The following is a 25272-nucleotide window of genomic DNA, read 5'->3' as shown; positions in this document are numbered from 1 at the left end:
TTTACAACCCGAAGGCAGTCATACCTCTTGCGTGTGTGGGCATGTTTCAGTCCCACTGTGTCCGGACGCCTTCTCAGGCCGGATACCCGTCGTTGCCTTGGTGAGCCGTTACCTCACCAACAAGCTGATAGGCCGCGCGCCCAGTCCATGGGATTGGTCCGAAACCGATGCCGGCATATCGGACATTATTCACCTGAAGTGGTGAACCATGGGGCGGATTACGCACGTGTTACTCACCATTGACACCACGAATCGGTGCCCCCGATATTGCGACGGACTTTGGACAGAGTCCATCCGTCGCAATATGAGAGAGAGTGACGCTACGGAAAACGGTGGCGGTACCTCTGTGTTAGCTCTTGCCACCACGTCTCCACTAACTGTCAGTCCCCATGCTGTGAAAGCCACGGACGTCCAGTTACGCGTATTAGGTCCTGGGCTATAACCCTTCGGCGACAGTAGGCACACTTCACCCCTGTTGCATACGCGCCCTATCGACACGTCGGTCGATAGTGGGGACCCCTCGGTCCCCGTGCAGAAACGTCGTTACCGTTTCCGTGCGTCTATATCCACTGTTGAGTTCTCAAGGAACGGCCGCTTCCTTTGTACTAACCGCCCTTTGTGGGGCGACTTTCCTCCGTGCGGTTTCTTTCCGTTGCCCTCACTCCGTTCCCCCGTTTCCGGCGGTCCGTCGTGCTGACAAGGAAGAAGTTACGGGGTGCGAGGTACCTCGCACAACCCACTAGGGCGAGATACCTCGCAGAAACGCCGTGCGCGCTACCTCGCACCCCATGTGAGCTGCACGTTCTCCGTAGATGTGACGTGGCTCACATTAGAGATGATCATGGAAAGCCGGCGATTAGCTTATGCCTATATGCGACTTAATGTCCGTTTCTTGTGCTGCTCGTCGGCACGGCTCGCAGTGCGCCTAGGGCATGCCTCGCACCGTGCCCAGCAGCTGCTAGCGGCCCTGAAAATCGGGGTGCGTAGTGGCGTGACGCTGTCTCCCTACGGCACGCACCACATAGGGCATGACTACGGCTCTCGGTGCGGCTCTCAGTGCTCGTTACGGCTCTCGGTGCCCACAGCGGCTCTCGGTGGCTCTCGTCGCCACTCAGCGGCTCTCGGTGCCGTGCGTGTGCTGCGGCTCTCGGTGGCTCTCGGTGCGGCTCTCAGTGCTCGCTACGGCTCTCGGTGCCGTACGGCACTCCGTATGCCCTACAGCGGCTCTCAGCGGCTCTCGGCATGCCCTACGGCTCTCGCATGCTCTCGGCAGGAATTCCGGGGGGTGGGGGGAGTGGTCGGTCCCTCCCCATACACACAGTGAGTAGGTAGCTACGTAGTGCCATGCCGCGCCGTGCGCACGCTCGGCAACCTTTCGCTACTTTCTGTCACCTTTCCCGGTCTACTTTGCGTCACTGCTGACATAGGTAAGCCTAAGTATCTGACGGTCTATTGGTATAGTGCGTGCGCTTGACCGGCCCATGCCTCTGACCAGTATGTATGCACGTTGAGTAACTCTCTGCGTATCTGACGGTCCGTTTGTCAGGGGGTGGCCCCACGACCCCGCACCGCTCGGCGAGCAGTAGCCTTATACGCTGCGTAACTATCGACTTTATGCAGAAAAAGGTGCGCCAAAAGGGTTGACGTGCCAGTGACTGACGCTGCCTCAGTGCACCGGCTCGGCTTTCTGCTGGTCACGCCGTACCCAAATGGGAATTTGGGAGTAACCCATAAGGTGCGAAGACCGGCCTAGTCGACATAGAGTGCGAAACGGGCATGTGCATGCGCATGGGAAGCCATGCAGTGGTCGGCATAATATGCATGCATGGGAATTCGGGCATAAGGGGCACCCCCACCCTTAAGTGGGCGAAGCCGGCTACTGCCCCCTGATGACTCGTATAGCCACCGGGTTGAGCAATTAGGACAGTAGCCCTGCGTGACTGGGGTGGGAATCGCGATTTCGTAGACGGAGAGCTCCGAAAGTCGTCGAGTCGATCACGCTGAGCAGTATCACAGCACATGCGCCGGCAGCGCTGTCGAGCTGGCAGCACTAAGCGTGACTATGGCGCTGGTCACAGGACAAAAGGTCGAAAAGGCCGGTGTGCGCAGGCGGCGGGCGTTACGGTTCCGCCCATGAAGATCGGGAGCTGGGTCGCCGCGGTGGCCGTGGCTGGGGCCTGGATCATTCGGCGTGCAATGCAAGAAGCGGCGGCGCAGTCAAAGACCGCCTCAGACACCGGGTACGACTGGTCCCAGAACGAGATGAATTGGTACTGGCGTTGCGAGTGCGGCGCTCAGTCTCGCGGCGGCGACATCAAGGCTGACACGGAGTACAACGCCCAGCGGCACCAGTGGCGCAAAGGTACGGGGCACCCGATGCCGGAGGTCTACCAGCAGCCCTCGTAGATCGGAGCCGATCGCCGGCGACCGTTACGACGTCGGGCACGCTGATGACGGTTGGATCACAGTCTGCCTGGGCGAGTAAGTCGGCTTGAGGCGCTGTCAGTAGACCTCGACGTACCTTCCGCGCATGAGCGATGAGTTGCAGAAGGAGCAGGACCGCGCGCTGGTCGAACTGGCCGCGGAGAAGCTGCTGAAGACATCGGCCGGCGCGGTCCAGGAGAAAGACCGCGATCGGTTCGTCCAGTCGCAGACGCGGGGGAGCGGTACGCCCGTGGTGGTCGACGACGCAGAGAGGCCGAGCTGCGTGATCGAGGTGTTCGCGCCGCGTTATGAGTTCGTCCTGGAGCACCTGGCGCTGGCCGGCTCCCCGCGGGTGGGCTTCGCGGTGGCTGCGTGGCTTTCGAGCGTGTACCGGCGCTGGGATGAGGCTTCGAGTGATGAGCGGCGCTGGGCAGTGGAGGTTGCGGCGGAGCTGCTGAAGTGCAGGAAGCGCGATCTGGGCTTCGGCCGGCATCAGTGGGTGCCGATCCGGGCCGCCGCGAGCGAGGCTGCGTGAGGACCTGGCCGTCGGCATGGCCGAAAGGGCGGTCCGTGGGGGACTTGTGAAGGCGCAGGTCAAGTGGTCCATACCAGTTGGTACGGATCGGTTGACTGCAAGTTAACGGCGGGTAAACGGGTTGCGTTCATGTGACCCTCGTCACAGCAACCTTTCGACCGGCTGCATGTCGTCACTGTCACCGAGCGGTGGCTGAATCAGCACTGTCAGTGGCGAATGCGCATGTGAGAGTGCTGTTACCCGTGGTCACATCGCCGGTGACTGAAGTGGCGGGAGACTTTCGCTCATTTCGTTCATGGAGCACAAGGAGATCCACAAGATGGTGAACAAGCTGTGTGAGTGGTAGATCTGGAACCAGCCGTTCAGGGGGTCCCCTGGGGGTGGTTGGGCAGGAACGTTTGCTTGGGCCGGCAAGGCCAGGAACTCGGGGGGAGTGCGCCAGTGACAGTGGTCGCCGATGCGGAGGGCACGGGAGCCATTCCGGCCCTGAAGGCAGTGGAGTTCAGCCGGCGGGCGCCGTTCGTGCGCACTGATGAGGATGTCCCCCATGAGGGGTCGCTGCCGGATCTGTACGGGTTGGAGATAGACCAGGCGATCGAGCGGGCGATCGAGGAAGGGCGGCTGCGGTGGTCGGTGAACCTCGGGACGGGAGAGACGGTGCTGAGTCGTTCGGATCGGGATTCGAACGTATGAGTGGATTGTGACTCACTCGGCTCAGTTGTGGCACAACTAGGCGCACAAGTTGACCAACTCGTGGTTTATAGTTCCTGCATTGCTGCATGAGCTTGGGTCCGCTGCGAGCGGGTCGTCTTGATTACTTTGCGCCGCCGGGTGCGGTGGGCATGGAGGGAGCGCCGTGGCTACTGAACAGCCAGGAGCGAGTTGCAACCGGCTAGTAGGCCATGACGACGCCGGCCGGGAGATCGTCTGCGGGAAGCCAGTTCCGGGGCATCCGCTTCATGTCGAGATCAACGGTTCCAAGGCCCTGGACCTGCTCCTGTGTGGTGAGCACAAGGCGGAGTGGTACGCGCACAATGAACCGTTCTTCGGTCGTGCGCAGGCGGCGAAGGTTGCCTTGCAGAAGCTGTTCGAGGACCACAAGGGCAACCTGTTCACCACGGCGGAGATCCGTGACTACTTGCGGGACGTCCTGAAGGGCCGTGACGAGCTGCTGCGGAGTAAGCAGGAGCGGGAGCTGGTCGAGGCCCTCCAGGACAAGGGCAAATTGAGCTTCGCTGCGGAGGACCTCTTCAAGGAGGTGCGCCGTCGCGAGGACGAGCTTGATGGGCCGGGTGAGTGGGAGGACGTGACTCCTTCTCAGGTTCGCGACTACCTCAACGGCGCGTTCGACAAGCGGGATGATCGGCTGTCGCCAGCGGACATGCGTTTGATCGCGGGGATGCCGGAAACGGGTATGCCTGCGCAGTCTTTGATGGAGCTGTATGCACGGCTTCGGCGGGAGGACCTCGACCGGGCTGGCGCAGTCGACGCGGCGATGAGCAAGTGACCTTATTGCCGTGCCGCAGCTGCGGTTTGCCAGATCGGGGTTGATCTAACTCAAGAGGGGCTGGATTCTCGGGAGACCGAGGCCAGCCCCTCTTGCTTTTCAGTGATACGCAAGGAGCGCAGCGGATGAGCGAGTACTTCGAGGACCAGACCTCCGTGTTGGGCAGGACTGTTCGCCGCGGTGCGGAGGTGTGGAACCAGTTGGACCGCGAAGAGGCTGCTGCGCGACGGGAGCGTGCCGGGAGACGCCGGGCGGACGCTCGCCGGCGAAACTCCCATAGCAGCCGGGTGGTTACCGAGGTGAAGGTCTGGCCTGAGGTGCTGGAGGCGGCCCTGAAGGCTGCCGGCGGTGATGCCAGCAGGCTGCGGATAGTCAGTGACACGGAGGTGTGGGTCGTCTGACCTGCGTAACTACCTGGCCAACAACTTGTGGAACAAGTTGTTCATCTAGTAGGCTCGGAGAGTCCCCGGAAGCGTTGGGCAACGCAGACCGGTGACACTCCGGGCCTTCTTGCTTGGCGGGCACCAAGCGCCGATGGCCTTCCCCAACACATCGACGGAAGGCGTGCGATGAGCGCTGAGCTCGTGCTGATGAAGGACGGACAGATACAGCCGTTCGCCGTGGCCGGCGCCTATCTTCTGACCAAGTCCGGTCGCACCCGCGAGGAATACCGACGCGACCTGCGCCACTACCTCACGTGGTGCGCCGAGTACGGCCTGGACCCCTTCAACCAGAAGCGCGCCCAGATGGACGCCTTCAAGAACTGGCTCGCCGAGCACTACGGCAACGGTGCGGTGAACCGCCATCTGTCCGTGGTCTCGGGCCTGTTCAAGTACGCGATGGCCGAGCTGGAGGACCTGATCTTCCGCAACCCGGCCTCCCTCGTGAAACGTGAACCCGTCTCGAACATCTCCCAGGCCACGGGCCTGACCTTCGAGGAGTCCGAGCAACTCCTGCGCGGCGCCGAGGCGTACAGCCTTCGATGCGCAGCCGTCGTACATGTTCTGCTGCTGACCGGCATGCGCGTCAGTGAGCTCGTGAACGCCGACATCGAGGACCTGGGCGAAGAGCGAGGGCATCGCGTCCTCCACATCGTTCGCAAGGGTGGCCGGCGGCAAACCGTCGTCATCCCGCCTAGCGCGTGGGCGGCCCTGGAGACCTACCACGACGGCCGCACCAGCGGGCCACTGATCGTCACGTCCACCGGCCGTCGGATCACCCGGCAGGGGATCTGGGACACGGTCAAGCGCGTGTGCCGGCGCGCGGGCATCCGAACGATCCGCACCCACGACCTCCGTCACACCTGCGCGACCCTCGCGCTGGAGAGCGGCAAGCCGCTGGAGGCCGTCCAGGACCTGCTCGGTCACGCGGATCCACGCACCACCCGCCGGTACGACCGCGCACGCAACAACCTCGACAACTCCCCGAGCTACGCGCTCGATGAGCAGCTCCGCGCCGTCGCTGCCCGCCGTCAGGCCGAGGCAGTGCTGGACGAGGCCGTCGAGGTCCTGGTCGACGAGGCCCTCCGTGAGGTGCTTGCCACCGCGGAACTTGTCGGCGCCTGAATCCGTGAGAGGAGAAAGCATGCCCGAGGTCTCGCCGGACTCTGTCCGGCTCTTCCGGGAGAACTACCCAAGGTCGGGGACATGCCCAGCGAAAGCGATCGACGACCCGTCCCCTCACCATGTCTGGGAGCGGACGCAGTACGGCAACGTCTCGTGTGCTGACTGCCGCATCCCGCACCCGGATGAGCCCCTGGAGCGGCTCACCGAGTCGGACCTGGACTGGCTCCAGAGCGTCTGCGACGCCACGGGGCCGCTGTACGGCGGCCGGCTGGCAGCGGACGGCATGAGGCAGTACCACGGTCTGGAACTGGTAGACGACGAGGAGGGCGAGGACCTCACCTTCTACCTCGTCGCCCGCGACGCCCTGCCCGCGCTGATCACCGCCTACCGCGCGCTTCTGGCGGAGATGGACCAGCGCTCCGACAGTCCTCAGCCCAGCACCCCGTCCAGGTTGAAGGCCGCGCTGATCAGCGACATCCGCGTCGTCCCCCAGCAGGAGGCCGCGTGAAGATCCCGGACACCTTCATGGGCTTCGACCTGGAGACCACGGGCGTGGACGTGGACCACGACCGCATCGTCACGGCCGCCATGGTCGAGGTACTCCACGGCGCTCCAGTGCGCTCGCGGACCTGGCTCGTCGACCCCGGCATCCCGATCCCCGAGGGGGCGACGAGAGTGCATGGAATCACGACCTCGGTGGCGCAGCGGGACGGCATGAACTCGATCCGGGCAATCGCTCAGATCGCCGGCGAAGTCTGGGGAGCCCTCACCCACGGCATCCCGCTGGTCATCATGAACGCCCCGTACGACCTCACGCTGCTGGACCGCGAGTGCCGGCGTCATGATGTCAGCCCCATCACCGAGATGCTCGACTTCGCTCAGGACGCCATCATCCTCGACCCCTACGTTCTGGACCGCCACGCCGACCCATACCGCCCCGGTAAGCGGAAGCTGGAGTCCCTCGCCGACTACTACGGCGTGACACTGGAAGGCGCCCATGAGGCCAGCGCCGACGCTCTGGCCGCCGTTCAGGTCACCCAGAAGATCCTGCGTTGTGCCGAGGACCCGCGGGCGGTCCGGCGAACCACCCACCACAACCAGGTCTACGGCCGCGAATTGGCCGAGCTCTACGCCAAGCAGAAGCTGTGGTGCGCCGCGCAGGCCGCGAGCTACCAGAGCTGGCTGCGCCGCACCAAGGATCCCAAGGCCATCGTCAACGGAGCCTGGCCCATCCACCCCGCACCCGAGTCGGCCATGGAGGTCGCTGATGCCGCATGACACCACCGTTGTTGACTTCGAAGCCGCGGTCGCCGAATTCCACCGTGCCTTCGACGTCAGTGACGACGAGAGCACCCCCCAGGCGCTGCGTGCTCTGGTGCAGGCTCGCGTCACGCTGATCCGCGAGGAGTTCGAGGAGGTGGTCGAGGCCCTGGAGAACGTGAGTCTGGTGGCCGGCACCGGCGGCTACCCCGCGAAGGAAATGGAGCACGTCGCTAAGGAACTGTCGGACCTGCTGTACGTGGTCTTCGGCACTGCCGACCTCCTTGGGATCCCTCTGGGCAAGGCGTTCGCTGCGGTGCACACCAGCAACATGTCCAAGCTGGGGGAGGACGGCAAGCCGATCCGGCGCGAGGACGGCAAGGTCCTGAAAGGCCCCAATTACCAACCGGCGGACCTCGCGGAGGTATTTGTTGATACCCTCACCAACCACCTTGCGAAGAAAGCCGCATGAGGTAACAGAGTATTGGTCATCCCGCTTAGCATTGAGGACATGAGTCCTTGACGCTGAAGGCGGTCTGTATGCTTCACCACCTGATCGCAGAAGCGGCCCCAGGAAGCGGTGTCAATTTCGACAACCCGCTGATTCTGGGGCCGCTTGCTGCGTTTGTCTTCGCGATCTTCGTCAGCGAAGTCGTCGTTCCCGGAAAGACCTACCGACGGGAAGTCGACGAAAACGCGAGGCTGAGAGATCTCGTGGAGCAAGTCATCCCCCTGGCAGAGTCGATGACGACGACCGCGCAGGAGATGGTAACGGCGACAAGCCGCGTCACGGACGTGATGGACCGCGTCATCAGCACGCTGGCCGACCCCCGCCGCGACGGCTGAAAGGGACGACCGTGGCCTTCTGGAGTACCAAGCGTCCCCAGCACAACACGATAGATCTCGCGGACGCCTCAGCGCGCATGGACAAAGCAGCCGTCAAGCTACGCCTCACCGCCATCAGGGCCCGCCACGCCACCGCCGACGCCCGACGGTTCACCGACCGCGTCGAAGCCCAGATCGTGAACAACCAGGGAGCAGCATGACCACCCGTAAGACCACCAAGCCCGAGGACGAGCAGCGCCATCCCTGCGACAACCACCCCTCGCGCACGGCGGCCCTGAGCACCACCAGCGGTGGCGCCCACAGCGAGATCCACCTGTGCAGGGAGTGTGCCCGAGCAGCCGGGAGGCTGTGATGCAGGTGTCCACATGCGTGTGGTGGCAAGGACAGCACGTCCAGGCCGGCCGCTGCTGCCCGCACAAGCCCGGCGTCGAGATCGATCCCGAGGGCACGGAACACCCGGTCGGATGGACCGTGCAGAACCCTGGAGGCAAGGATGCCCAATAGGGGATGGAAGCCGCCCCCGGTCAAGCAACTGCCCGAGCCGGCACTGGGCAGCGGACGCTACTCCAAGAGGCAGGTCGACCGCCTCCAGGCGTACGACCGGCGGGACATGCGGCCCAAGACCCGTCAAGCGCTGGAGGATTTCGAGCAGACAGGCAACACCGACAAGCTGCTCACATTCAGCACCTGGCCGAACCACACGATCAACCGTGACCGGCCGCGCACCGTATCCGCCGGCTACGACTCGAAGTCCCACACCCTGCGAGTCGAATTCCGCAACGGCGAGACTGGGCGCGGGCGCCCCGGCGGACCCGTTTACGAGTACTACCGCGTCTCTCCGAACGTCTGGAAGAACGTGCGGCGTACCGGGTCCGAAGGACGGAACATCGTGAACAAGGCGCTCGAAGGCCACCCCTACCGCCGCATCCGTTAACACAATACGAAAATCGACACTAGGGTGCGGCGCATGAAACTGCCTTTCTTTGTGCGCCGCGTGCCCACCCTCAAGGGATTTCCCATCACCTACAAGACGTGGACCCAGGAGATGCGGGATCCCTTTCGCCGCGGCAATACCCGAGTCTTCCGGCTTCCCTTCCGGCAGGGAATCGGCGTCGGTAAGTGGACCGAGACGCTGCCGAGCGAGGACCACGCCCTGGTGGCGGTTCTCGGCAACCCGCGCCCGTTCATCCCCGGCCGCGATGTCTGACGAGGACCTGGCCCGCCGGCAGGTGGCGCGCAGGAGCGAAGACGTGGACGAGGAGTGGGAGTTGCTACAGATGCTGGGACTGGACGAATGCAGCTGAGACGACTGCTGGAGCGACTGTGGCCAGCGCACCGACTGAGGGAGCGAGCGGAGCGGCGGGTCAAGCTGCTGCCGCTCGTGGAGCTGCTGGACGCGGCCGACAACACAGGCTCGACGATCGCCGCGGCGCTCTACCGGCACCGCAAGCAGCCGAGCGAGGAAGCCCTTGCCGAGGCCGTGGACGGGGTGGTCGCCCTCGCGGTCATCATCAGGGAGATGGAGGAGCGCCAGAAGGCGTGAGAAAGCCCCAGCCCGCCTTATCGGGTTGGGGCTTCGTGCTGCTCGGGTCAGGTGAGCGGGAAGGCCCAGGAGACGCAGATCGCGTAGAAGAACAGGCTGACCAGGACGATGCCGCCGGAGATCGTGAGCAGGTGAACGCCGGCCTGTGCACGGCGCAGGGATGTCTCGACCTCGCGGGCGTAGGGGCCGACGCTGAAGCCGGCCCAGCGCATGCGGCGGGTGAGGCGGAAGGCGATGGCGCTGAAGAGGAGCATCGTGATGGCCATCGGGGCGAGGGAGTCGCGGAAGCTGCCGGAGGCGTGCCAGGTGTAGGCGCCGACGTAGAAGGCCAGGAGTGTGCTGCCCCAGACGCCGAACCGGTACATGAAGACGAGACGCTTCTCGATCTGCCGGCCGGCTGCGACGACGTACGTTTGACGGTCGGTGAGGTTGTGGCCCGGCTGCGCACGCATTCGGTCAGCCTCTCCGAAAACGCCCTGCGCGAAGTCGTCTTCGGCCCCCCAGTTAACACTCACGGCCGCCCCCTCGAATTGTGCCGGTGAAGTGAAGCAACTGTAGCGCCGGTCGGGGGCTGAGGTGCTAACACAATTACTTTGACCTTTTTTACCCTGATTGCACTAATTGGCGCAATGTGGGGTAGTGGATGACTTCGACGGCTGTAGACGGAACTCGAATAGAGGACGACGAGGAGTTCCTGCTCCCTGTCAATCCCGAGGTATCCCAGGAAACCGTCGACCGCATCATCGAGAAGATGTTGCTCGTCATCGACGAGCTGTCCGGACACCCGCTCCGCGACTACCAGGTCCCGCTCGCGACACGGATCCTGGAGTCGATGATCCTCGGCGACACCGCCAAGATCACCGCATGCTGGGCGCGACAGTCCGGCAAGAGCGAGACGCTCGCCAACACCCTCGCCGCAGTGCTCATCATGTTCCCTCGCCTGGCGCCGATCTTCCCCAACCTTCTCGGCCGCTTCCGCGAGGGCGTCTGGCTCGGCGCCTTCGCCCCAGTCGACGACATGGCGGACAACATCTACGGACGCATCGTCAGCCGGCTCACCAGCGAGCGGGCGTTGGAGCTGATGGCCGACCCGGAGATCGACGAGAAGGTCGTAGGCAAGGGCAAGGAGCTGCGGCTGGTCAAGTGCGGAAGCCTCGTCCGCAAGCAGACGTGCCACCCACGCGCCCAGATCGAAGGCCGCACCTACCACGTCGTGTTGATCGACGAGGCTCAGGTCGCTGACGAGAAGGTCGTCAACAAGTCCATCTCACCGATGCTGGCCTCGACCCGAGGATCCATGATCCTCACGGGAACGCCGACCTACACCAAGGGCGTCTTCTACAAGATCATCCAGCAGAACAAGCGGCACGCGACCAACCGCGGTGCCCGGCTGAACCACTTCGAGGCCACCTGGCGCGACGTGGCGAAGGCCCACCCTGACTACGGTGTCTACATCCGCGGCGAGATGCTCACGATCGGGGAGGACTCGGACGAGTTCCGTCTGTCCTACCGTCTCCAATGGTTGCTCGACAGGGGTATGTTCACGACCTCCGAGCGCATGGACGAACTCGGCGATCAGTCGATGCAGACCGTTCACGCCTGGCACCGGACGCCGGTCATCGTCGGCATCGACCCGGCCCGGAAGCAGGACTCGACGATCGTCACCGTGGTCTGGGTGAACTGGGATACGCCGGACGAGTTTGGCCATTACGAGCACCGGATCCTCCAGTGGTTCGACCTGTCCGGCCTGGGCTGGGAGGAGCAGTACTACCGGATCTGTGATGCGCTGGCCAACTACGCCGTCCTGGCCATCGGAATCGATGCCGGCGGTATCGGCGACGTCGTCGCGAGCCGGCTGCGCGTCCTGATGCCCGGTGTCGACATCATCGACCTTCCCTCCGACCGCGGCGCCCAGTCCAAGCGGTGGAAGCACCTGATGGAACTCATGCGGACCGACAACATCTCCTGGCCGGCACATTCCAAGGTCCGCAGAACAAAGGTCTACCAGCGGTTCCGGCAGCAGATGGAAGACGCCGAGTTGGATTTCCAGGGCCCCAACGTGATCGTTCACGCGCCCGAGGAGGCCGGCGCCCACGACGACTACGTCGACAGCCTCGCGAACGCCGTCTACATGACCGCCGACCTGTCCATGCCCGAAGTCCAGGAGGAGTCCAACTTCTTCTACGGCCGGGCCGCCTAGGAGCCAGCGTGACGATCGACCCCAACTACCACAGCTTCGACCCCAACGACCCGTACAACATCCCCGGCTGGACCGCGGTCAACCAGCTTCCCGGCCCTGGCTATCCCACGGCCAATCCGCCAGCACCCTTCCCCGCCGACGTCACCATTCAGACCGTCGTGGCGACGTACATGGTCGAGGGCGGCCAGCCGTTGCCCGGCAGCGTGCTCATCCAGGCCGACCGGCGCTACCGCGACACGGCTACCGGGGACGTGGTCGTTCCCAACGCTCGCCGGCTGAAGGTCGTCAACGGGGCCCTGAGCGTCGACCTGCCGGCAAGCGACGACCCCGATCTCGATGAGCCGTTCCTGTACTCAGTGCATGAGGTCGTGCCCGGCGGCCGGAAGTTCATGATCAGCGTCCCTCACGCTGCGACCGGCCCCCTCAAACTCCACGACCTGGTCGTCGAAGCCGATTACAAGGAGATTCAACCGCCCCGCATCTACACCCTCAGCCACCGGCTCGGCGGATACTGACGAAAAGCACGAGGGCCCCCCAATCGCACGGGTTGGGGGGCCCTCGCATGCGAAGGCGATTCAGGCGTTCGACAACGCGTTGTCCTTCACTGCGGCGACGAAGGACATCCACGAGGAGGCAGGGAAGACGAAGGCGCCCTTCTCAGGGGCCTTCGAGTCCCGAACTGCCAGCTCGGTACCAACGTGCAGGGTCTCAACGCACTGGGCGTTGCCTCCCTCGCTGTAGCTCGACTTCGTCCAGCCCGTGGCCGGGAGGTCCCTTCGGATCATCTTTCCCTCTACTCCTCGTAGTCCCGCATCGCGTTGGTGATCAACTCGGCGGATTGGCGTGACGATAGGGCTGACGAGCGGATCTCGTCAAAGAGCTTGCGGTACACCTCGACATCACCAGCATCCTGCATGTATAGCGCCTTCGACCAGGTGCTGACCTCCACGACGTCGAGGGCGTTGGTGTCGTCGTTGACGAGGGTGCGGAAGCTGCCGTGTAGGCCAGCGTAGACGGCCTGCTCGAACGGTACGACCTGGATTGTGACGTGCGGTTTCTTCGCCAACTCCAGTAACTGGGCGAGTTGCTTCCGCATGACCGCCGCACCGCCCACAGGTCGGCGGATGACCCCCTCGTCGAGGATGCAGACCACCTGCGGAGGCTGCTCGCGTTCGAGGATCTTCTGCCGCTCCAGGCGGAGACCGACGTAGTGCGCCACTTCCTCCTCGGTCAGCGACGGCTCAAGCCCTTCGATCATCGCACTGGCATATTCCGCTATCTGGAACAAGCCTGGCAGATGCATGGTCGCGAACGCCTCGACTCGGGTGCACTGCGACTCCAGCTCCACCATCTCGCGCATATCTGCGCGCAGGTCGTAGTCCGGCAGATACTGAGTCTGCCCGCTCTCACGCAGGAGCGTGAGGAGGTCCTCGGTCACCTTCGGGTCGTCGACCTTGTAGAGCGTCAACAGGGCGAGCAGCTCCAGCCGGCGAGGTCTCGTCTTCCCGCCCTCGATCTTGGAGATCTTGCTCTGCGTGCCGTCGATCTCGGCCGCGGCATCCTTCTGTCCCACGCCTGCGGCTTCCCGCAACCGCTTCAACTCGGCGCCGAGCTTTTTCTGCCTCAGCGTTGGGCCTTGTCGACTTGCCACATCCCCTCCTTGAGCAGGGCCAAGTCTGACGTACGGCAGCAGGAGCATGGAAGGTCCCCCCGGCTTGGCATATGCCAACGACACTAGGAATTTTGGCCTCTGGGCATTTATTCCCTCAAGCATGTTGCGTCCAGGCATTCATTCAGTCCAGTCTGGATACACAGCGACGCGACCCCGCCCCGGAGAGTCAACTTCCGGTGCGTGGGCCTGCCTTGGTGCCGACAGTTGATCTCTGGAGGCGGTGTGATGACCCGCATGCACGACGGCGACCGCGAGTGGACGGTGCCTCTCGTCGTCCGTCCGCAGGACCTTCACCGAGTGCGTCGCATCGTTCGGGCCCACCTGCGGTTATGGGAACTGAAACCCCTGGTGGACGACTCGCTGAAGATCGTCACCGAGTTGCTCACTAACGTGCACCGACACGTGGATGGGCGAGCAGTCCTGATCCTGCGGGCGACCACCGACCTCTTGATCATCACGGTGCACGACAACTCTTCCGTTGTCCCGACGGTCTGTCAGCCGGACTGGGACAGCAGCACTGGTCGCGGTATGTGGTTGGTCGAACAGCTCTCCTACTGGTGGAAAGCCGAGCCGACGACGGACGGCAAGGACGTGCAGTGCGCACTCCGTGTCCCCACCACCGAGGACGAACGCCCCACCGACCGCCAGCCTGTGGGGTGTTCGGCGTGATGACGCGGCAGCCGGCGAAGTGGGCACCACCCCTTACAGCAGCAGAGCTAAAGAGCGTGCGCGACGCGGTACGCAGGTGGAAACCCTTCAACGGCGCCGACCTGCTGGACGACATCAGTGACGTCATCGACGAGGTCCCGCCGGCCGAGGAGGACCTCGACGACCTGGCGCAGCGCCTCCGCGGCCACCTCATGCAGTTGGTCGACATCGCGAGCGCCAACAACGCCGGGGAGAAGGACGAGGCAGCGGCCGGTTTGATCGAGCGGGCCCGAACTGTGCGCTCCGAGGAACTGCCTGGCGACTACCGCAGCGCCATCGCACTGCTGCGGCGCATGGCCTGGTCCGCGAACGAGTTACACGAGCGGCTCGGTGAGATCCGGGCCCTGAAGAAATCGGCGTGACCGACGATGTTTACCGAAACGCAGGAGGGCCAGCTGTGACAGTCCTCGTACGCCCGGAATTACCAGCGGGCGCTGACCCCCTGTCTACGCCTGAACGACGGGCTATCGCTCTGGCCGCGCTCGGCCACACCAGTGTGGAGATCACGGGCAAGCTGGCCGAGGAGAGGCACAGCATTCCCGCGGTCGGCTTGGGGCCGATGTGGGCCGCCGCGGCAAAGAAACTCGGAGCCGAGCGCAGCCGGCCACAGGGTCGGCAGCCAGAACTCGTCTTTCGCTCTCGGGTCCACGGGCTCCTCGATCTGCCTGACCCCGAGGATGCCGGCTGGCTTCCGCCTGACGTTCTCCACTACATCCAGGCGCTGGCCCGTGGCAGGACGCTGAAGCAGTACGCGCAAGACGACCTGGACGTGGCGGTCTGGGAGGTGGACGAGATCGCCGAGCACGCCAGGAAGCTGCTCGGGCAGGCACCCACCCAGGCAAGCCTGGTCTACCGGGCGCTGCCGCAGCTTCTCCGCACCGTGCAACCGCCAGTTGAGGACGCTGGGACGGACCTCCTACCCGCTGCGCGAGCAACGGCGATCGTCGCCAGCCTCCAGACGGAATTGCCTGGGAGTATCCGGGCCGTGAGGGCGGGACGGCTGTGGATTCGTGCCGTCCTTCCCGCGCTCGGCTGGGCGGGCTCCGTCTTCAAAGCCGCCGAGGTGGTCACTCCCTTGCTTGACAACGGAGTACACCACGGCCTACCGGATCACGCGAGGACGCAGACGCTCACCCTGCGAGTCGCAGTAAACGACGCCGGCGAGCTCGTCCTCGACGTGAGCGACCTCAACCCGTCATTTCCCGACTTCGATGCTGCCGTGCGCGGCGAAAAGGGACGAGGTCTGTGGCAGGTCGCTCACCTCGGCGCCCGCGTGACCCGGTTCATACCTCAGGAAGGAACCGGCAAGACCGTGCGCGCCATACTCGCCCCTGGGCCGGTGGAACTGTGAAGCAACACATCCGGAACCGGAAGAGCGCTCCGCACATCACCGTGGCGAGGGCAGCTGCATGAAGCGGACCAAGACTGGGCAGAGACTCGTGCCGTACATCACCTCCCGAGAGGGCGAGTACGGCGCGCTGGAGTCAGAGCTGACCTTGAGCCTGAACGCCTTCGGGACCATACGCCTCGCCTACCACAACGAAACCCCGGACGACCGCGGTCCGCGCGGTGAGCTGTGGGCGCGCTGCGACCAGTCGCTCAATGCGGCCGGGCGGCCAACTGGCAAGCCGCAATGGCGCATGGTTAACCCCACCCGGCAGCGCCAGGCGATGGAACAACTTCGGTGCCAGATCGCCATGTGCTCGGCCGAAACAACCAGGGGCTACCTCTTCCTGAGCGGCGCCCAGGAAGACGCAGGTCGCCGCCCAGGTGACCCAGTGCGGACAGCCCAGCCGCCCGTATGCCTAGAACACGCGCGCACCTCAATCGAACTGTGCCCGCACCTCCGAAAGGGGCACATCGCCTTCGTTGCTCGTGCGACCTCGATCTGGGGCGTCATCGGTACCCGGTATCGCCTCACAGCAACCGGACTTGAGCCGCTCCCCGGCAACGACGACGAAGCGCCAGTGCTGTACGGGCATCCCCAAATGGGCTGGGTCCTGGCCAGCCAACTCGTGCGCGAACTGACGGATTACGAAGTCGTCAGCCTGGACGACCTCGTGTCCGCCGCCTAGACCGCCCCTGACGGCCGGCTGCTTCACGCCCAGCTGTCAGGGGTGCCCACCCCGCCCAGCGGACCCGCAAGGCCACGCCCGATCCGCTGGACGGCTCCGGGCTGCGGCACCGGTACCACACGCACGCCTCTCCCCTGGGCGTGAAGCCGGTGCCGCAGCCCTCCACCCGATGAGCAACGGAGGAACTGTGACCGACCTCGGAATGCCCACTGTCCCCAGCCAGACCCGCAAGGAACTGGCTGGTGGAGTCGAGTACGCCTTCGGCGGCCAGCACTTCGACGCCCCGGCGGACCTCGACATCAAGGCCGCCGCGGAGGCTGCCACCGCTCCGCTCTCCGTGATCCTCCAGGTGACCAAGCGGTGCAACTTCGACTGCTCGTTCTGCTCGGAGACCCTCCAGAAGCCGGACCCGACCCTCGACCAGCTCGACACCATTCGCCAGAACCTCGCGGGCGTGGGCCGGGTCTTCCTCTCCGGCGGCGAGCCGATGATGCGCAGGGACTTCGGCGACATCGTGGACATGTACCACCCTCACCACATCCTCGCTGTGCCCACCAACGCCACCAAGGGCCTGGAACACGCCCGCCGCATCACGGGGAAGATCGCGTACGCCAACATCGGGTTGGAAGGCCCCCGCGCCACCACCAACCGGGTCCGCGGGAACTACGACCTGGTGATGCCCGGCGTCCGTGCCTTGCAGGAAGCAGGCATCCCCCTCGCCCTGTCGGCCGTGGTCTACCGCTCGACCCTGTCCGCGCTGCCCTTCACTGTGCAGATCGCTGACGTTCTCGACGCGGGCAAGGTGAAGTTCATCATGCCCCTGCGCAAGGGCAACGCCTTGGATCTGCCCGACCACGAGTTCATCACCGACGAGGAGGCCGAGGACACCTTCACCCGGCTGAAGGCCGCGCGGTCGGAGCATCAGTGGTCCCCTGCCCTGCGCCTGACGACGTGGACCCCGGCGAATGAGGGGCACATGATCTGCATCGAGCCCGACGGTAGGGCGCAGGCGTGGCCCGTGTACGACGGCAAGGACTTGTTCGAGTACCTGGGGAACGTCCTGGAAGAGCCGGTCAGCGAAATCTGGAGGCGCTACCGGTTCAAGGAGAACCACTTCTCCAAGTACCTCGGGCGCTCCATCCACACCGTCGGCCAGGGGGTGTGAGATGCAGCAAGCCACCAACCTTCTGTGGCCGGAGACCCCATTCGGCTCGGTCACCAGCCCGTGGCAGAAGCGGGCGAAGTGGCTGGTCGGCATCTCGCTGCTGTGGGGCGAGGCCGGGGACGAGCCGGTCCTCATGGGCGCTGGCATGGTGTTCATCAGCGTCCACCGGACCCGTTCGCGGTCCTTCTCGGCGCCGCTGGCGAACTTCGGGTATCGAGTCCTGGTGCCTGAGGCCATGGGGCAGACGGATCAGATCGTGCACGAGCTCGACAACGTGCTCGTGCAGTCCCGCAGGCAGGCTCAGATCATCGCCTGGCACAACGGGGCAGACGACCTTCACGTCCTGCAACAGCTTCCCCGACCCGAGGGGGCGGGCCGGTACGCGGGCGTGAGCGCGGTCGCTGAGGCGTGGAAGCGGCGCACCACCCGCGACCCGTCCACCGCCGGCTGCGTGGACAGCAGCCACGACCTCGGTCCGGCCGGGCTCATCAGCGACACCGCTGTGGCCCACGACTTGGAGCCCATGAAGTCGTTCGCCGGCGAGCAGCAGCAGGCCAGCGCGCAGGAGGCGTGTGAGGCGCTCGCCGACGGGCGTGCCGCGGACTACGCGCCGGAAGCCCTGATCGGAAGCGTGCTGTCGTCTGCCCTCACCACTGCCCTGCTCGGCGGCAAGCACGCCGGCCGCCTCCACTGGGAAGGCAGCGTCAGCATCTACGAAGCCCTGGAACAGGTGGCATGGCAGGCCGCCCCGTCTCTCCTGGGCGGCGTGGCGACGACGCGCAACAAGTAGCGTCCGACGGGGCCGGACGCAACCGGCGACCGGCCCCGTCCAACGGCAGGAACAATCCATGATCATCAAAAGCAGCTTGCCCGCCGCCCGAGCCTTGCAGCCCCCGCCGCTGCGCTCCGGAACCGTGCGCATCGCGTCCGTCGACGTTGAGTGGACGAAGAACTACCGGGTCAGGAACGGGCAGCGGCCCTTCTGCTACAGCGTCGCCTGGCTCGACCTGCCCGCCGACGACACCGCGGACCTCGCCGTCACGCCGTTCGAGTGGACCAGCGTTTACGTCGAAGAGCCTGACGAGATGGACACCATGATCCGGCACGCCGCGGCGACCGTCGCCTCGGCTGCGGATACGGCCACCATCATCACCGGGCACCAGTTCTGTGCCGACCTGTCCGTCTTGGAGGCCAACGCCCCCATGGACGCCGTTCCCGCCCTGCAACAGGCCCGCGAGCAGTGGCGGCAGCGGCGCGACGCCGACCCGAACGCCAGTCACTACGTGGACACCCGGTACGACGCCGGTCACCTGCTCACCAACCCTTCCCGGCGCCTAGTGGACGTGTGCACCGAACTCGGGCTCGATGTCACCCAGCCGGAGCTGCTCAAGGCGTCTATGCCTGCCTGGCACCGACGCTGGATCGATGACGGGCAGGTGGAAGGCCGGGAGCGCGTCAGCGTCCTGAATCTTAGGCACTCCGTCTCAACCGGCTACGTCGCTGCCCTGACCGCGGGCCTCGCTCAACGTCCCGACACCGGCCTGAACGTCAACCGAGCCATTGCCGAGGGCGCCAAGGGCGCCTGGGACTGGCTGGACAACCCCACCTTCACCGCGCTTCTGGAGGACACGTGCCCATCCGCGACTGCCGCGTTATCGCCATCGAAGGCACCCAGGCGGCCGGCAAAACGACGCTCGTCCACGCCCTGACCGCGCACCTGCGCGAGCAGGGCGTCAACGTTGCGTGCACTGGCGAGCCCGCCAGGGTCAGCCCCTTCATGGAGGACATCGTCATCCACGACAAGGGTTCCTTCGACCTGGTCGCGGAGGTGGACCTGTTCGCGCAGCACTTCACCGTGCCCCTGCGGGCCGCCCGCCACCACCAGCTCCTCATCACCGACAAGACCCCGGCGAACGTGCTCGCCCTCGCCGGCCTGGTGCTCGACCCGGGCGAACCCGGCGTCGGCTCCGTCTTGGGCGCGGCCGAAGCCCTGAGCCGGGCCTGGATGCCCACCGCCTACGACCTGGTGGTGTACTGCGGGGACCGATACGACCAGAAGGCCGGCGGCGACCGCATGCGGGAGAAAGTCCTCGCATTGCAGGACCCAGCGGACAAGGCGATTCGCGACGCCCTCCGAGGTGTCCCGAGGCTCCCGGTCCTGGAGATGCCGCTCGGTCTCACCGTTGCCGAGCGTGTCCAGTGGACCGTCGAGCGCGTTGACGAGATGGGGCTGCTCGCCGTCTGAACCCGGCTAGAGTCCCCTACCGGCAAAGCGCCCCACCGGTCGGAGGACAAAGCACAGTGCCCCAGCAGCCCGTGAACGACGTAATGCTCATCCTGGAACGCGACGGAGCCGTGTGCCTCGCCGAACGGCAGGGCACCGGCTACGCCGACGGGATGCTGAACCTGCCCTCCGGGAAGCTGGACGAGGGCGAGGACGTGTACGACGCCGTAAGCCGCGAGGCCCGAGAGGAGACCGGCCTCATCATCGAGCGGGACGCCCTTCGGATCGTGCACGTCATGCACTTCCGCAACCCCGAGGGAGAGCCCCGGATCGGCTGGTTCTTCGTCGCCCGCCACTGGGAAGGCGAGCCCCGCAACATGGAGCCCCACAAGTGCGCGGGCCTGTCCTGGCACCCGAGTGACCAACTCCCGGACAACACGGTGCCCTACAACGCCCTGGGCATTGCTCACTATCTCAAAGGCGAACCATTCTCGGTACATGGCTGGTAACCTCAAAGAGAGCCCCGGTCGTCCGTTCCCCCGTCGGACGGTCGGGGTCTTCTGCTACCTATAACACTTTCTGGAAATGCGCCTCACCCTTGATTTGAGACGTCTCGCAAGGAATTGAGGAAGCATGGCAGGAAACCTCGCCCCGGACCCCCATTTCCCGGAGAAGGGTCACTACGACTACGGCGTCAAGGCTGGCCACAACACCGCCCGCCGGGGTCGCCTCCGCTTCGAGGAGGGGATCGCGACTGACACCGACATTCCGCAGGAATTCGGCAAGGGCGTCATGCAGGGCTACAAGACCGCGGCTGGCCGGAACAACCACAACGCCAACGTCTTCGAGAAGCCGGCGGCCGAGACGATGCGCGAGCGCGCCCACGTCGGCAGCGCGGCCTGGCCGGAGGCGCCGGAGTTCCTCGGCAGCTTCGCCCACGGCGCCGGCCACGGTGCCGAGCAGCGCTTCGAGATGGTCGTCCGTGACGGCCACCACCAGGAGCGACCGAACTACGCCAAGACGTCGGACTGACGCCAGCACGATGAAAGCCCTCTGGGAGACCAGGGGGCTTTCTTGTTTCCCGGCTAACACTCAGCCCAGCCTCCGTGTGAGGATTGGGGATAGCGCAATTCGGCACATCAACTCATAGCACCGCGCCTCCATTACAGGTGCACCACTCGGTGCTTAGTCGAGGATGTGTCGGTTGTCCTTCGCCTTCTATCCGCCGAATCAGCGCGCGGCCGGCTCGGACCTCACCATCTCCATCAGCCCCCTGGGCCTAGTGGAGCTGAGCGACGAGGACTTCGAAATTCATGGTCCGCGGCTGAACCGCTACGCCACCAATTTCGCGTTCTACCTCGGCCACCACTGGGCCTACCGCCGAGAAGCCGGCGAACCGCAGATCACCCTGAACTACGTGGCGACCTTCGCGCGCTACATCAACAACTTCTGCTTCTCCAAGGGTGTGAAGTTCGCGGTCCCCAAGCGATACGAGCACATCGTGCCGGCCCTGCTGAAGCGGGTCTGGGAGGTCGACAACGACAAGCAGTCCCTGCTGAACTCCATCGGCGAGCAGGGCGGCATCACGGGCGACTCCTTCGTGAAGGTGGCCTACGAACCGCAGTGGGTCGACTCAGCCGACGGTGTGCATCCGGGCCGCGTCCGCATCCTCCCCCTGAACAGCGCGAATTGTTTTCCCGAGTACCACCCGCACGATAGGGACCGCTTGGTCGCGTTCAAGCTGCGCTACAAGTTTTGGACGACCGGCGCAGACGGGGCGCGGATGGTGATGACCTACACCGAGGTCCTCACCGACACACACATCGAGGAATATCTGAATGACGAGCTGATCGACTCCCGCCCCAATCCGCTCGGCATGATCCCCGTAGCGCACATCCGCAACATTTCCGTCTCCGGCTCGCCCTGGGGCCTGGCCGATATCGGCGACATCATCTCGATCAACCGCGAGCTGAACGAGAAGATGACCGACGTCTCGGACATCATCAACTACCACGCCTCGCCGACCACGATCATCCAGGGCGCCAAGGCCACCAACCTGGAGCGCGGCCCGCGCAAGATATGGGGCGGCCTGCCGGAGAAGGCCAAGGTCTACAACCTAGAGAACGGCGTGGACTTGCAGGGCCCGATGGGCTACATCCAAGTCCTCAAGACCGCCATGCACGAGATCATGGGCGTCCCCGAGTCGGCGCTCGGTCAGATGCAGCCGATCTCCAACACCAGCGGCGTAGCCCTGTCCATCCAGTACCAGCCGCTGATGAACCGCAACAGCATCAAGCAGATGAACTACGGGCTCGGCTTGCGGCGCATCAACGAGCTGGTGCTGCGGACCCTGTTCTGCCACGAGCCCGAGACGCTGGTCTACGACCCGTACACCGACGGCATCAAGACCGACGATGACCAGCCCGACCTCCTCGACCCCAACGACCCCCAGGTCTACCAGGTCGACTGCGTCTGGCCCATGCCCCTTCCCGTCGACAATTTGGTGAAGCTGAACGAAATCCAGGCCAAGCTCGCCATCGGACTGGAATCCAAGCGCAACGCTCTCGTCGAACTCGGCGAGGAATTCCCGGACGAGCGCCTGGAGGAGATGTTCAGCGAGCAGCGCCGGGACGTTATCGAGCAGGGAGCCCTGGAGCTTATCAAGGCAACCATTTCCTCTGCTATTCTCCAGGTAACTGGAATTGCTACAGAGGAAAGTGGTAAACCAGCCCCGTCAAGCGGGGGAGGCTCGGCCCAGCCGGGAACTCCCGCTGACAATGCTCAGACCGGAGTTCTTCCCGGTGCAACCGGGATCGACCTCGGTGTGGACACCAAATCGTTGATTGACCAATTCGTGACCATGGCGTACGGCACAAAGCTGCCGCAGAGCCGGAATTCGGAGGATGCCAGTAACCAGGAGTCGAGCTAATGACCGTTCCGACCACCGCCACCGCCCCTGTCCCCGCAGGCACCCCGAACGACCAGGTCCTCACCGTCCCGGTCGTCCCCGAGGAGCCCAAGGCGCCGCAGACGGACGGCCGATTCACCGCTGAGGACCTGGAGAAGGTCCGGCGTGAAGAGCGCGAGAAGCTCTACGGCCGCCTGAACCAGCAGGACGAGATCCTCAAGGCCACCAAGGACGAGCTCGAAGCCGTCCGACGCGCCCGTGAGGAGAAGGAAGCCGCTGAGGCTACCGCCCGCCAGCAGGCCGAGGATGAGGCAGCGGCGAAGCGAGAGGCGGAACTGTCCGCCAAGACGCTCCTGAAGGAGCGCGAAGAGCAGTGGGAGAAGCGCTTCACTGACCTCCAGTCCCAGTACGAGCGGGACCGCGAGCTGTTCGCTCGCGAGCAGGAGTTCGCGCGTATCCAGCAGGTCCGCAACGACCTCCTGGCCGCGGAGGCTGACCACATCGCTCCCGAACTGATCGACCTCGTCCAGGGCAACACCGAGGACGAACTCCGCCAGTCCGTGGAACTGATGAAGCAGAAGTCCTCGGCCATCGTCGCCCAGATCCAGCAGACCCAGGTCGCTGCTCGGGCCTCCATGCGAGGCACCGCTCCCACCGGTTACGGCGTCGGCCCGGCCGACACGGACGCCGGCTACCGCCAGTTCAGCGCTGGCGACATCAAGAACATGTCGATGTCGGAGTACGCGAAGTACCGGCAGCAGCTCCTGCCGGCCGCCTCCGCGGCTGCGCGTCAAGGCATGTTCGGCTAACCCGCCGCACAAGTAAGGGATGAGCATGGCATCTGCCATCACCGGTACGCCGAATCTTTCGGCGTCTCCGACGAACTACTCCGGCTCGAACTCTCAGCTCTCTCCGGCGATCCAGGAACTCTGGTCGAAGGAGATCCTGTTCCAGTCGATGCCGATTCTCCGGTCTCGGGCCGCCTGACGTAGCGATGCGTCAGTGAGAACCACGCTGTATCGGTGAACCCCTCCTCCTCGTAGCAATCATTCGTAGCACGGGGAATACCGAGGGAACCCAACACCTGGGACTCCGTAGAGACTACACGCGAGGCACCTCCCACAGCTTCAGCTCTTAGGTGAGAAGTGAGTTGAAGCTGGAGGTGAAGATATAGTCCGAGCTTGCGGGATGGAAAACCGTAAGAGCCAGGCAGAAATGACCCGGCCCCGCAGCCAGCGGGTAACAAGCGCGAATTGTCGAGCAGTTCGCAGTCAAGAAGACCGAGCTCGGGGTCAGCCCCGGTCTCACGATCCACTTCATGCGGTACGACAACCTGGGCGACGCGTCGCAGCTCGTCGAAGGTGTCCGCATGGAGACGCACGCCCTGACGGCGTCCCAGTTCAGCATCACGGTCAGCGAGCACGGCTACGCCATCGCCGTCTCGGAGCTCCTGCTCAACTCCTCGTTCGACGACGTCCTCGCGTCCGGTTCGCGCCTTTTGGGCAGGAACATGGCAAAATACCTGGATGAGCAGGCTCGCGACACCCTGCTCCAGGCGTCGTCCGTTCTGTACGGCTACGACAAGTTCGCCACCACGGGCAACGCGATCACTCGGATCTCCCCGTACGACAAGGGCGCTCCGGCCGCGAACCGCGCCGGCCTGACCGGCAACTACCGGTTCACCTCCGCGCTGGTCAAGGACATGGTCGAGACCCTCGCGACCCGAAACATCCCGCGATTGGGCGATGTTTACGTCTGTTTCGTACACCCCCATCAGAGCCGGTGGCTGCGCGAGGACCCGACGTGGATCGAGTCCAGCAAGTACGCGCAGCCGGGGGCGTTCAGCCTTGGCGAGATCGGCCGGATCGATGACGTGATTTTCATCGAAACCACCCAAACCAAGAAGGTCGCCAACGGCAACGGCACGACCCCGGCCGACGTCTACCAGAGCGTTTGCATTGGTGACAATGCCTTCGGTCACGCGATCTCCCTCCCGGTCGAACTGAGGGACGGCGGCGTCCAGGACTTCGGCCGTGAACACCTGCTGGCCTGGTATTCTATCTTTGGACTCGGTCTAATCACGGACGCTTCCGTGGTCATCGCCGAGACCAACTGAGACGTTCGCTATAGCAAGATTTCGGCCTCTTTCCGGTCCATCGCAGGCAGGCTCCGCTCCGGGGCCTGCTTGTGGAGACCCCACAACACTTCCCTGAGTAGGAGAACCACATGGCGACTGCCCGCAAGCCTGCCGGAGACCTCACCGGACGTACCGCCGAGAAGCTGGCACGGGAGCGTGACTCCGAGGCCAAGGAGCGCGCGAAGTCGATGGCGACCGCGACGATCGTTGCGGAATCCGAGAAGTCCAACGTCGTCGTCGACCTGGTTGAGAAGCCCAAGCCGGAGGTCGAGGAGCAGCCGGTCGTCGTCGAGGAGTCGGACCGCGTCATCCGCGTGAACGCCGACCTGAAGGACGTCGTGATCGGCCAGGGCAACTACTTCGACTTCGAGGTCGGAGTGCAGTACCGGGTGCCGGCGTTCGTTGCCAACCACCTGGAGGAGAAGGGGCTGATCTGGCACTGAGCCAGCTCCGAGTCCGTGGGGGAGAGGGGGCACTCCCTCTCCCCTTCTTGTCTGCGCCCC

Annotated in this window: 35 protein-coding genes and 1 other annotated feature; of the genes, 32 read left to right on the top strand and 3 right to left on the bottom strand. The window is 64.7% G+C overall.

Annotation, left to right across the window (positions count from 1 at the left end):
- Nucleotides 1-26 precede the first annotated feature (26 nt).
- Nucleotides 27-241: a sequence feature (16S ribosomal RNA rRNA prediction is too short), on the bottom strand.
- A gap of 1892 nt (nucleotides 242-2133) precedes the next feature.
- The 16 genes from ABZ281_RS04515 to ABZ281_RS04440 all read left to right on the top strand — a co-directional run bounded on the left by ABZ281_RS04515 (nucleotide 2134) and on the right by ABZ281_RS04440 (nucleotide 9680).
- Complete coding sequence (locus ABZ281_RS04515) at nucleotides 2134-2406, top strand: hypothetical protein (protein ID WP_356652014.1); 273 nt, start codon at nucleotides 2134-2136, stop codon at nucleotides 2404-2406.
- Nucleotides 2407-2530: 124 nt separating this feature from the next.
- Nucleotides 2531-2959, top strand: a complete 429-nt coding sequence (locus ABZ281_RS04510) for a hypothetical protein (protein WP_356652012.1) — start codon at nucleotides 2531-2533, stop codon at nucleotides 2957-2959.
- A gap of 441 nt (nucleotides 2960-3400) precedes the next feature.
- On the top strand, nucleotides 3401-3652 hold the full coding sequence (locus ABZ281_RS04505; protein ID WP_356652010.1) for a hypothetical protein: 252 nt from the start codon (nucleotides 3401-3403) through the stop codon (nucleotides 3650-3652).
- Between the two features lie 163 nt (nucleotides 3653-3815).
- Nucleotides 3816-4466 carry a hypothetical protein gene (locus ABZ281_RS04500; RefSeq protein ID WP_356652008.1) on the top strand — a complete coding sequence of 217 codons (651 nt, stop codon included), beginning with the start codon at nucleotides 3816-3818 and terminating at the stop codon, nucleotides 4464-4466.
- 125 nt (nucleotides 4467-4591) lie between these two features.
- Nucleotides 4592-4867, top strand: coding sequence for a hypothetical protein (locus tag ABZ281_RS04495; RefSeq protein ID WP_356652006.1), 276 nt, complete (start codon nucleotides 4592-4594; stop codon nucleotides 4865-4867).
- Nucleotides 4868-5035: 168 nt separating this feature from the next.
- On the top strand, nucleotides 5036-6031 hold the full coding sequence (locus ABZ281_RS04490; protein ID WP_356652004.1) for a tyrosine-type recombinase/integrase: 996 nt from the start codon (nucleotides 5036-5038) through the stop codon (nucleotides 6029-6031).
- 19 nt (nucleotides 6032-6050) lie between these two features.
- A complete protein-coding gene (locus ABZ281_RS04485; protein ID WP_356652002.1) occupies nucleotides 6051-6539 on the top strand; it encodes a hypothetical protein in 489 nt (162 codons plus the stop codon).
- The gene (locus tag ABZ281_RS04480; protein WP_356652000.1) at nucleotides 6536-7309 is read left to right on the top strand and encodes an exonuclease domain-containing protein; all 774 of its coding nucleotides are present in this window, start codon (nucleotides 6536-6538) and stop codon (nucleotides 7307-7309) included. The genes ABZ281_RS04485 and ABZ281_RS04480 overlap by 4 nt, the downstream gene beginning before the upstream one ends.
- The gene (locus tag ABZ281_RS04475; protein WP_356651998.1) at nucleotides 7299-7763 is read left to right on the top strand and encodes a MazG nucleotide pyrophosphohydrolase domain-containing protein; all 465 of its coding nucleotides are present in this window, start codon (nucleotides 7299-7301) and stop codon (nucleotides 7761-7763) included. The genes ABZ281_RS04480 and ABZ281_RS04475 overlap by 11 nt, the downstream gene beginning before the upstream one ends.
- Before the next feature lie 47 nt (nucleotides 7764-7810).
- Nucleotides 7811-8137 carry a hypothetical protein gene (locus ABZ281_RS04470; RefSeq protein ID WP_356651996.1) on the top strand — a complete coding sequence of 109 codons (327 nt, stop codon included), beginning with the start codon at nucleotides 7811-7813 and terminating at the stop codon, nucleotides 8135-8137.
- Nucleotides 8138-8148: 11 nt separating this feature from the next.
- Complete coding sequence (locus ABZ281_RS04465) at nucleotides 8149-8337, top strand: hypothetical protein (protein ID WP_356651994.1); 189 nt, start codon at nucleotides 8149-8151, stop codon at nucleotides 8335-8337.
- Complete coding sequence (locus ABZ281_RS04460; protein WP_356651992.1) at nucleotides 8334-8489, top strand: hypothetical protein; 156 nt, start codon at nucleotides 8334-8336, stop codon at nucleotides 8487-8489. Before ABZ281_RS04465 ends, ABZ281_RS04460 begins: the two co-directional genes overlap by 4 nt.
- Nucleotides 8489-8641 (top strand): hypothetical protein, encoded by a 153-nt coding sequence (locus ABZ281_RS04455; protein ID WP_356651990.1) that lies wholly within the window; start codon nucleotides 8489-8491, stop codon nucleotides 8639-8641. Before ABZ281_RS04460 ends, ABZ281_RS04455 begins: the two co-directional genes overlap by 1 nt.
- Nucleotides 8631-9071, top strand: coding sequence for a KTSC domain-containing protein (locus ABZ281_RS04450; RefSeq protein ID WP_356651988.1), 441 nt, complete (start codon nucleotides 8631-8633; stop codon nucleotides 9069-9071). The genes ABZ281_RS04455 and ABZ281_RS04450 overlap by 11 nt, the downstream gene beginning before the upstream one ends.
- Before the next feature lie 33 nt (nucleotides 9072-9104).
- Nucleotides 9105-9344, top strand: coding sequence for a hypothetical protein (locus ABZ281_RS04445; protein ID WP_356651986.1), 240 nt, complete (start codon nucleotides 9105-9107; stop codon nucleotides 9342-9344).
- Between the two features lie 87 nt (nucleotides 9345-9431).
- Nucleotides 9432-9680 carry a hypothetical protein gene (locus ABZ281_RS04440; RefSeq protein WP_356651984.1) on the top strand — a complete coding sequence of 83 codons (249 nt, stop codon included), beginning with the start codon at nucleotides 9432-9434 and terminating at the stop codon, nucleotides 9678-9680.
- A gap of 47 nt (nucleotides 9681-9727) precedes the next feature.
- Here the strand turns inward: ABZ281_RS04440 and ABZ281_RS04435 are convergent, their stop codons facing one another.
- Nucleotides 9728-10132 (bottom strand): hypothetical protein, encoded by a 405-nt coding sequence (locus ABZ281_RS04435; RefSeq protein WP_356651982.1) that lies wholly within the window; start codon nucleotides 10130-10132, stop codon nucleotides 9728-9730.
- Nucleotides 10133-10323: 191 nt separating this feature from the next.
- Here ABZ281_RS04435 and ABZ281_RS04430 point away from each other — a divergent pair, with 191 nt between their 5' ends.
- Together ABZ281_RS04430 and ABZ281_RS04425 are read left to right on the top strand one after the other, a co-directional pair.
- Nucleotides 10324-11880, top strand: a complete 1557-nt coding sequence (locus ABZ281_RS04430) for a hypothetical protein (protein WP_356651980.1) — start codon at nucleotides 10324-10326, stop codon at nucleotides 11878-11880.
- Between the two features lie 8 nt (nucleotides 11881-11888).
- Nucleotides 11889-12395 (top strand): hypothetical protein, encoded by a 507-nt coding sequence (locus ABZ281_RS04425; RefSeq protein ID WP_356651978.1) that lies wholly within the window; start codon nucleotides 11889-11891, stop codon nucleotides 12393-12395.
- A 60-nt stretch (nucleotides 12396-12455) separates the two neighbouring features.
- Here the strand turns inward: ABZ281_RS04425 and ABZ281_RS04420 are convergent, their stop codons facing one another.
- Together ABZ281_RS04420 and ABZ281_RS04415 are read right to left on the bottom strand one after the other, a co-directional pair.
- Complete coding sequence (locus ABZ281_RS04420) at nucleotides 12456-12665, bottom strand: DUF397 domain-containing protein (protein WP_356651976.1); 210 nt, start codon at nucleotides 12663-12665, stop codon at nucleotides 12456-12458.
- Nucleotides 12666-12673: 8 nt separating this feature from the next.
- On the bottom strand, nucleotides 12674-13531 hold the full coding sequence (locus ABZ281_RS04415; protein ID WP_356651974.1) for a helix-turn-helix transcriptional regulator: 858 nt from the start codon (nucleotides 13529-13531) through the stop codon (nucleotides 12674-12676).
- Nucleotides 13532-13786: 255 nt separating this feature from the next.
- On the opposite strand from ABZ281_RS04415, the gene ABZ281_RS04410 reads away from it, so the two are divergent.
- The 14 genes from ABZ281_RS04410 (at nucleotide 13787) to ABZ281_RS04345 (ending at nucleotide 25212) form a co-directional block, all read left to right on the top strand.
- On the top strand, nucleotides 13787-14221 hold the full coding sequence (locus tag ABZ281_RS04410; RefSeq protein WP_356651972.1) for an ATP-binding protein: 435 nt from the start codon (nucleotides 13787-13789) through the stop codon (nucleotides 14219-14221).
- Nucleotides 14221-14622 (top strand): DUF6415 family natural product biosynthesis protein, encoded by a 402-nt coding sequence (locus tag ABZ281_RS04405; RefSeq protein WP_356651970.1) that lies wholly within the window; start codon nucleotides 14221-14223, stop codon nucleotides 14620-14622. Before ABZ281_RS04410 ends, ABZ281_RS04405 begins: the two co-directional genes overlap by 1 nt.
- The gene (locus ABZ281_RS04400) at nucleotides 14619-15611 is read left to right on the top strand and encodes a hypothetical protein (RefSeq protein WP_356651968.1); all 993 of its coding nucleotides are present in this window, start codon (nucleotides 14619-14621) and stop codon (nucleotides 15609-15611) included. The genes ABZ281_RS04405 and ABZ281_RS04400 overlap by 4 nt, the downstream gene beginning before the upstream one ends.
- 58 nt (nucleotides 15612-15669) lie before the next feature.
- On the top strand, nucleotides 15670-16335 hold the full coding sequence (locus ABZ281_RS04395; RefSeq protein ID WP_356651966.1) for a hypothetical protein: 666 nt from the start codon (nucleotides 15670-15672) through the stop codon (nucleotides 16333-16335).
- 187 nt (nucleotides 16336-16522) lie between these two features.
- A complete protein-coding gene (locus ABZ281_RS04390; RefSeq protein WP_356651964.1) occupies nucleotides 16523-17500 on the top strand; it encodes a radical SAM protein in 978 nt (325 codons plus the stop codon).
- A 1-nt stretch (nucleotide 17501) separates the two neighbouring features.
- Complete coding sequence (locus ABZ281_RS04385) at nucleotides 17502-18290, top strand: hypothetical protein (RefSeq protein WP_356651962.1); 789 nt, start codon at nucleotides 17502-17504, stop codon at nucleotides 18288-18290.
- A gap of 58 nt (nucleotides 18291-18348) precedes the next feature.
- Entirely contained in the window at nucleotides 18349-19209 is an 861-nt protein-coding gene (locus tag ABZ281_RS04380) for a hypothetical protein (protein ID WP_356651960.1), read from the top strand.
- The gene (locus ABZ281_RS04375; RefSeq protein WP_356651958.1) at nucleotides 19131-19745 is read left to right on the top strand and encodes an AAA family ATPase; all 615 of its coding nucleotides are present in this window, start codon (nucleotides 19131-19133) and stop codon (nucleotides 19743-19745) included. Before ABZ281_RS04380 ends, ABZ281_RS04375 begins: the two co-directional genes overlap by 79 nt.
- 71 nt (nucleotides 19746-19816) lie before the next feature.
- Complete coding sequence (locus tag ABZ281_RS04370; RefSeq protein WP_356651956.1) at nucleotides 19817-20233, top strand: NUDIX domain-containing protein; 417 nt, start codon at nucleotides 19817-19819, stop codon at nucleotides 20231-20233.
- Between the two features lie 124 nt (nucleotides 20234-20357).
- Entirely contained in the window at nucleotides 20358-20756 is a 399-nt protein-coding gene (locus ABZ281_RS04365) for a hypothetical protein (RefSeq protein WP_356651954.1), read from the top strand.
- Nucleotides 20757-20928: 172 nt separating this feature from the next.
- A complete protein-coding gene (locus tag ABZ281_RS04360; protein ID WP_356651952.1) occupies nucleotides 20929-22653 on the top strand; it encodes a phage portal protein in 1725 nt (574 codons plus the stop codon).
- Nucleotides 22653-23441 (top strand): hypothetical protein, encoded by a 789-nt coding sequence (locus tag ABZ281_RS04355; RefSeq protein ID WP_356651950.1) that lies wholly within the window; start codon nucleotides 22653-22655, stop codon nucleotides 23439-23441. The genes ABZ281_RS04360 and ABZ281_RS04355 overlap by 1 nt, the downstream gene beginning before the upstream one ends.
- A 443-nt stretch (nucleotides 23442-23884) precedes the next feature.
- A complete protein-coding gene (locus ABZ281_RS04350) occupies nucleotides 23885-24748 on the top strand; it encodes a N4-gp56 family major capsid protein (protein ID WP_356652016.1) in 864 nt (287 codons plus the stop codon).
- Nucleotides 24749-24858: 110 nt separating this feature from the next.
- Entirely contained in the window at nucleotides 24859-25212 is a 354-nt protein-coding gene (locus tag ABZ281_RS04345; RefSeq protein ID WP_356651948.1) for a hypothetical protein, read from the top strand.
- Nucleotides 25213-25272 lie beyond the last annotated feature (60 nt).

This window comes from Streptomyces sp. NPDC006265 (assembly GCF_040613555.1).
In the GTDB taxonomy this organism is placed as follows: Bacteria; Actinomycetota; Actinomycetes; order Streptomycetales; family Streptomycetaceae; genus Streptomyces.
Note: the sequence above shows the minus strand (reverse complement) of the source record. Positions and strands in the feature narration are given on the sequence as shown.

Coding starts and splice junctions, on each gene's coding strand:
- ABZ281_RS04515 (WP_356652014.1), top strand. CDS start 2,134: ATGAAGATCGGGAGCTGGGTCGCCGCGGTGGCCGTGGCTGGGGCCTGG.
- ABZ281_RS04510 (WP_356652012.1), top strand. CDS start 2,531: ATGAGCGATGAGTTGCAGAAGGAGCAGGACCGCGCGCTGGTCGAACTG.
- ABZ281_RS04495 (WP_356652006.1), top strand. CDS start 4,592: ATGAGCGAGTACTTCGAGGACCAGACCTCCGTGTTGGGCAGGACTGTT.
- ABZ281_RS04490 (WP_356652004.1), top strand. CDS start 5,036: ATGAGCGCTGAGCTCGTGCTGATGAAGGACGGACAGATACAGCCGTTC.
- ABZ281_RS04485 (WP_356652002.1), top strand. CDS start 6,051: ATGCCCGAGGTCTCGCCGGACTCTGTCCGGCTCTTCCGGGAGAACTAC.
- ABZ281_RS04475 (WP_356651998.1), top strand. CDS start 7,299: ATGCCGCATGACACCACCGTTGTTGACTTCGAAGCCGCGGTCGCCGAA.
- ABZ281_RS04460 (WP_356651992.1), top strand. CDS start 8,334: ATGACCACCCGTAAGACCACCAAGCCCGAGGACGAGCAGCGCCATCCC.
- ABZ281_RS04455 (WP_356651990.1), top strand. CDS start 8,489: ATGCAGGTGTCCACATGCGTGTGGTGGCAAGGACAGCACGTCCAGGCC.
- ABZ281_RS04450 (WP_356651988.1), top strand. CDS start 8,631: ATGCCCAATAGGGGATGGAAGCCGCCCCCGGTCAAGCAACTGCCCGAG.
- ABZ281_RS04445 (WP_356651986.1), top strand. CDS start 9,105: ATGAAACTGCCTTTCTTTGTGCGCCGCGTGCCCACCCTCAAGGGATTT.
- ABZ281_RS04440 (WP_356651984.1), top strand. CDS start 9,432: ATGCAGCTGAGACGACTGCTGGAGCGACTGTGGCCAGCGCACCGACTG.
- ABZ281_RS04435 (WP_356651982.1), bottom strand. CDS start 10,132: ATGCGTGCGCAGCCGGGCCACAACCTCACCGACCGTCAAACGTACGTC.
- ABZ281_RS04430 (WP_356651980.1), top strand. CDS start 10,324: ATGACTTCGACGGCTGTAGACGGAACTCGAATAGAGGACGACGAGGAG.
- ABZ281_RS04420 (WP_356651976.1), bottom strand. CDS start 12,665: ATGATCCGAAGGGACCTCCCGGCCACGGGCTGGACGAAGTCGAGCTAC.
- ABZ281_RS04410 (WP_356651972.1), top strand. CDS start 13,787: ATGCACGACGGCGACCGCGAGTGGACGGTGCCTCTCGTCGTCCGTCCG.
- ABZ281_RS04405 (WP_356651970.1), top strand. CDS start 14,221: ATGACGCGGCAGCCGGCGAAGTGGGCACCACCCCTTACAGCAGCAGAG.
- ABZ281_RS04395 (WP_356651966.1), top strand. CDS start 15,670: ATGAAGCGGACCAAGACTGGGCAGAGACTCGTGCCGTACATCACCTCC.
- ABZ281_RS04385 (WP_356651962.1), top strand. CDS start 17,502: ATGCAGCAAGCCACCAACCTTCTGTGGCCGGAGACCCCATTCGGCTCG.
- ABZ281_RS04380 (WP_356651960.1), top strand. CDS start 18,349: ATGATCATCAAAAGCAGCTTGCCCGCCGCCCGAGCCTTGCAGCCCCCG.
- ABZ281_RS04365 (WP_356651954.1), top strand. CDS start 20,358: ATGGCAGGAAACCTCGCCCCGGACCCCCATTTCCCGGAGAAGGGTCAC.
- ABZ281_RS04355 (WP_356651950.1), top strand. CDS start 22,653: ATGACCGTTCCGACCACCGCCACCGCCCCTGTCCCCGCAGGCACCCCG.
- ABZ281_RS04345 (WP_356651948.1), top strand. CDS start 24,859: ATGGCGACTGCCCGCAAGCCTGCCGGAGACCTCACCGGACGTACCGCC.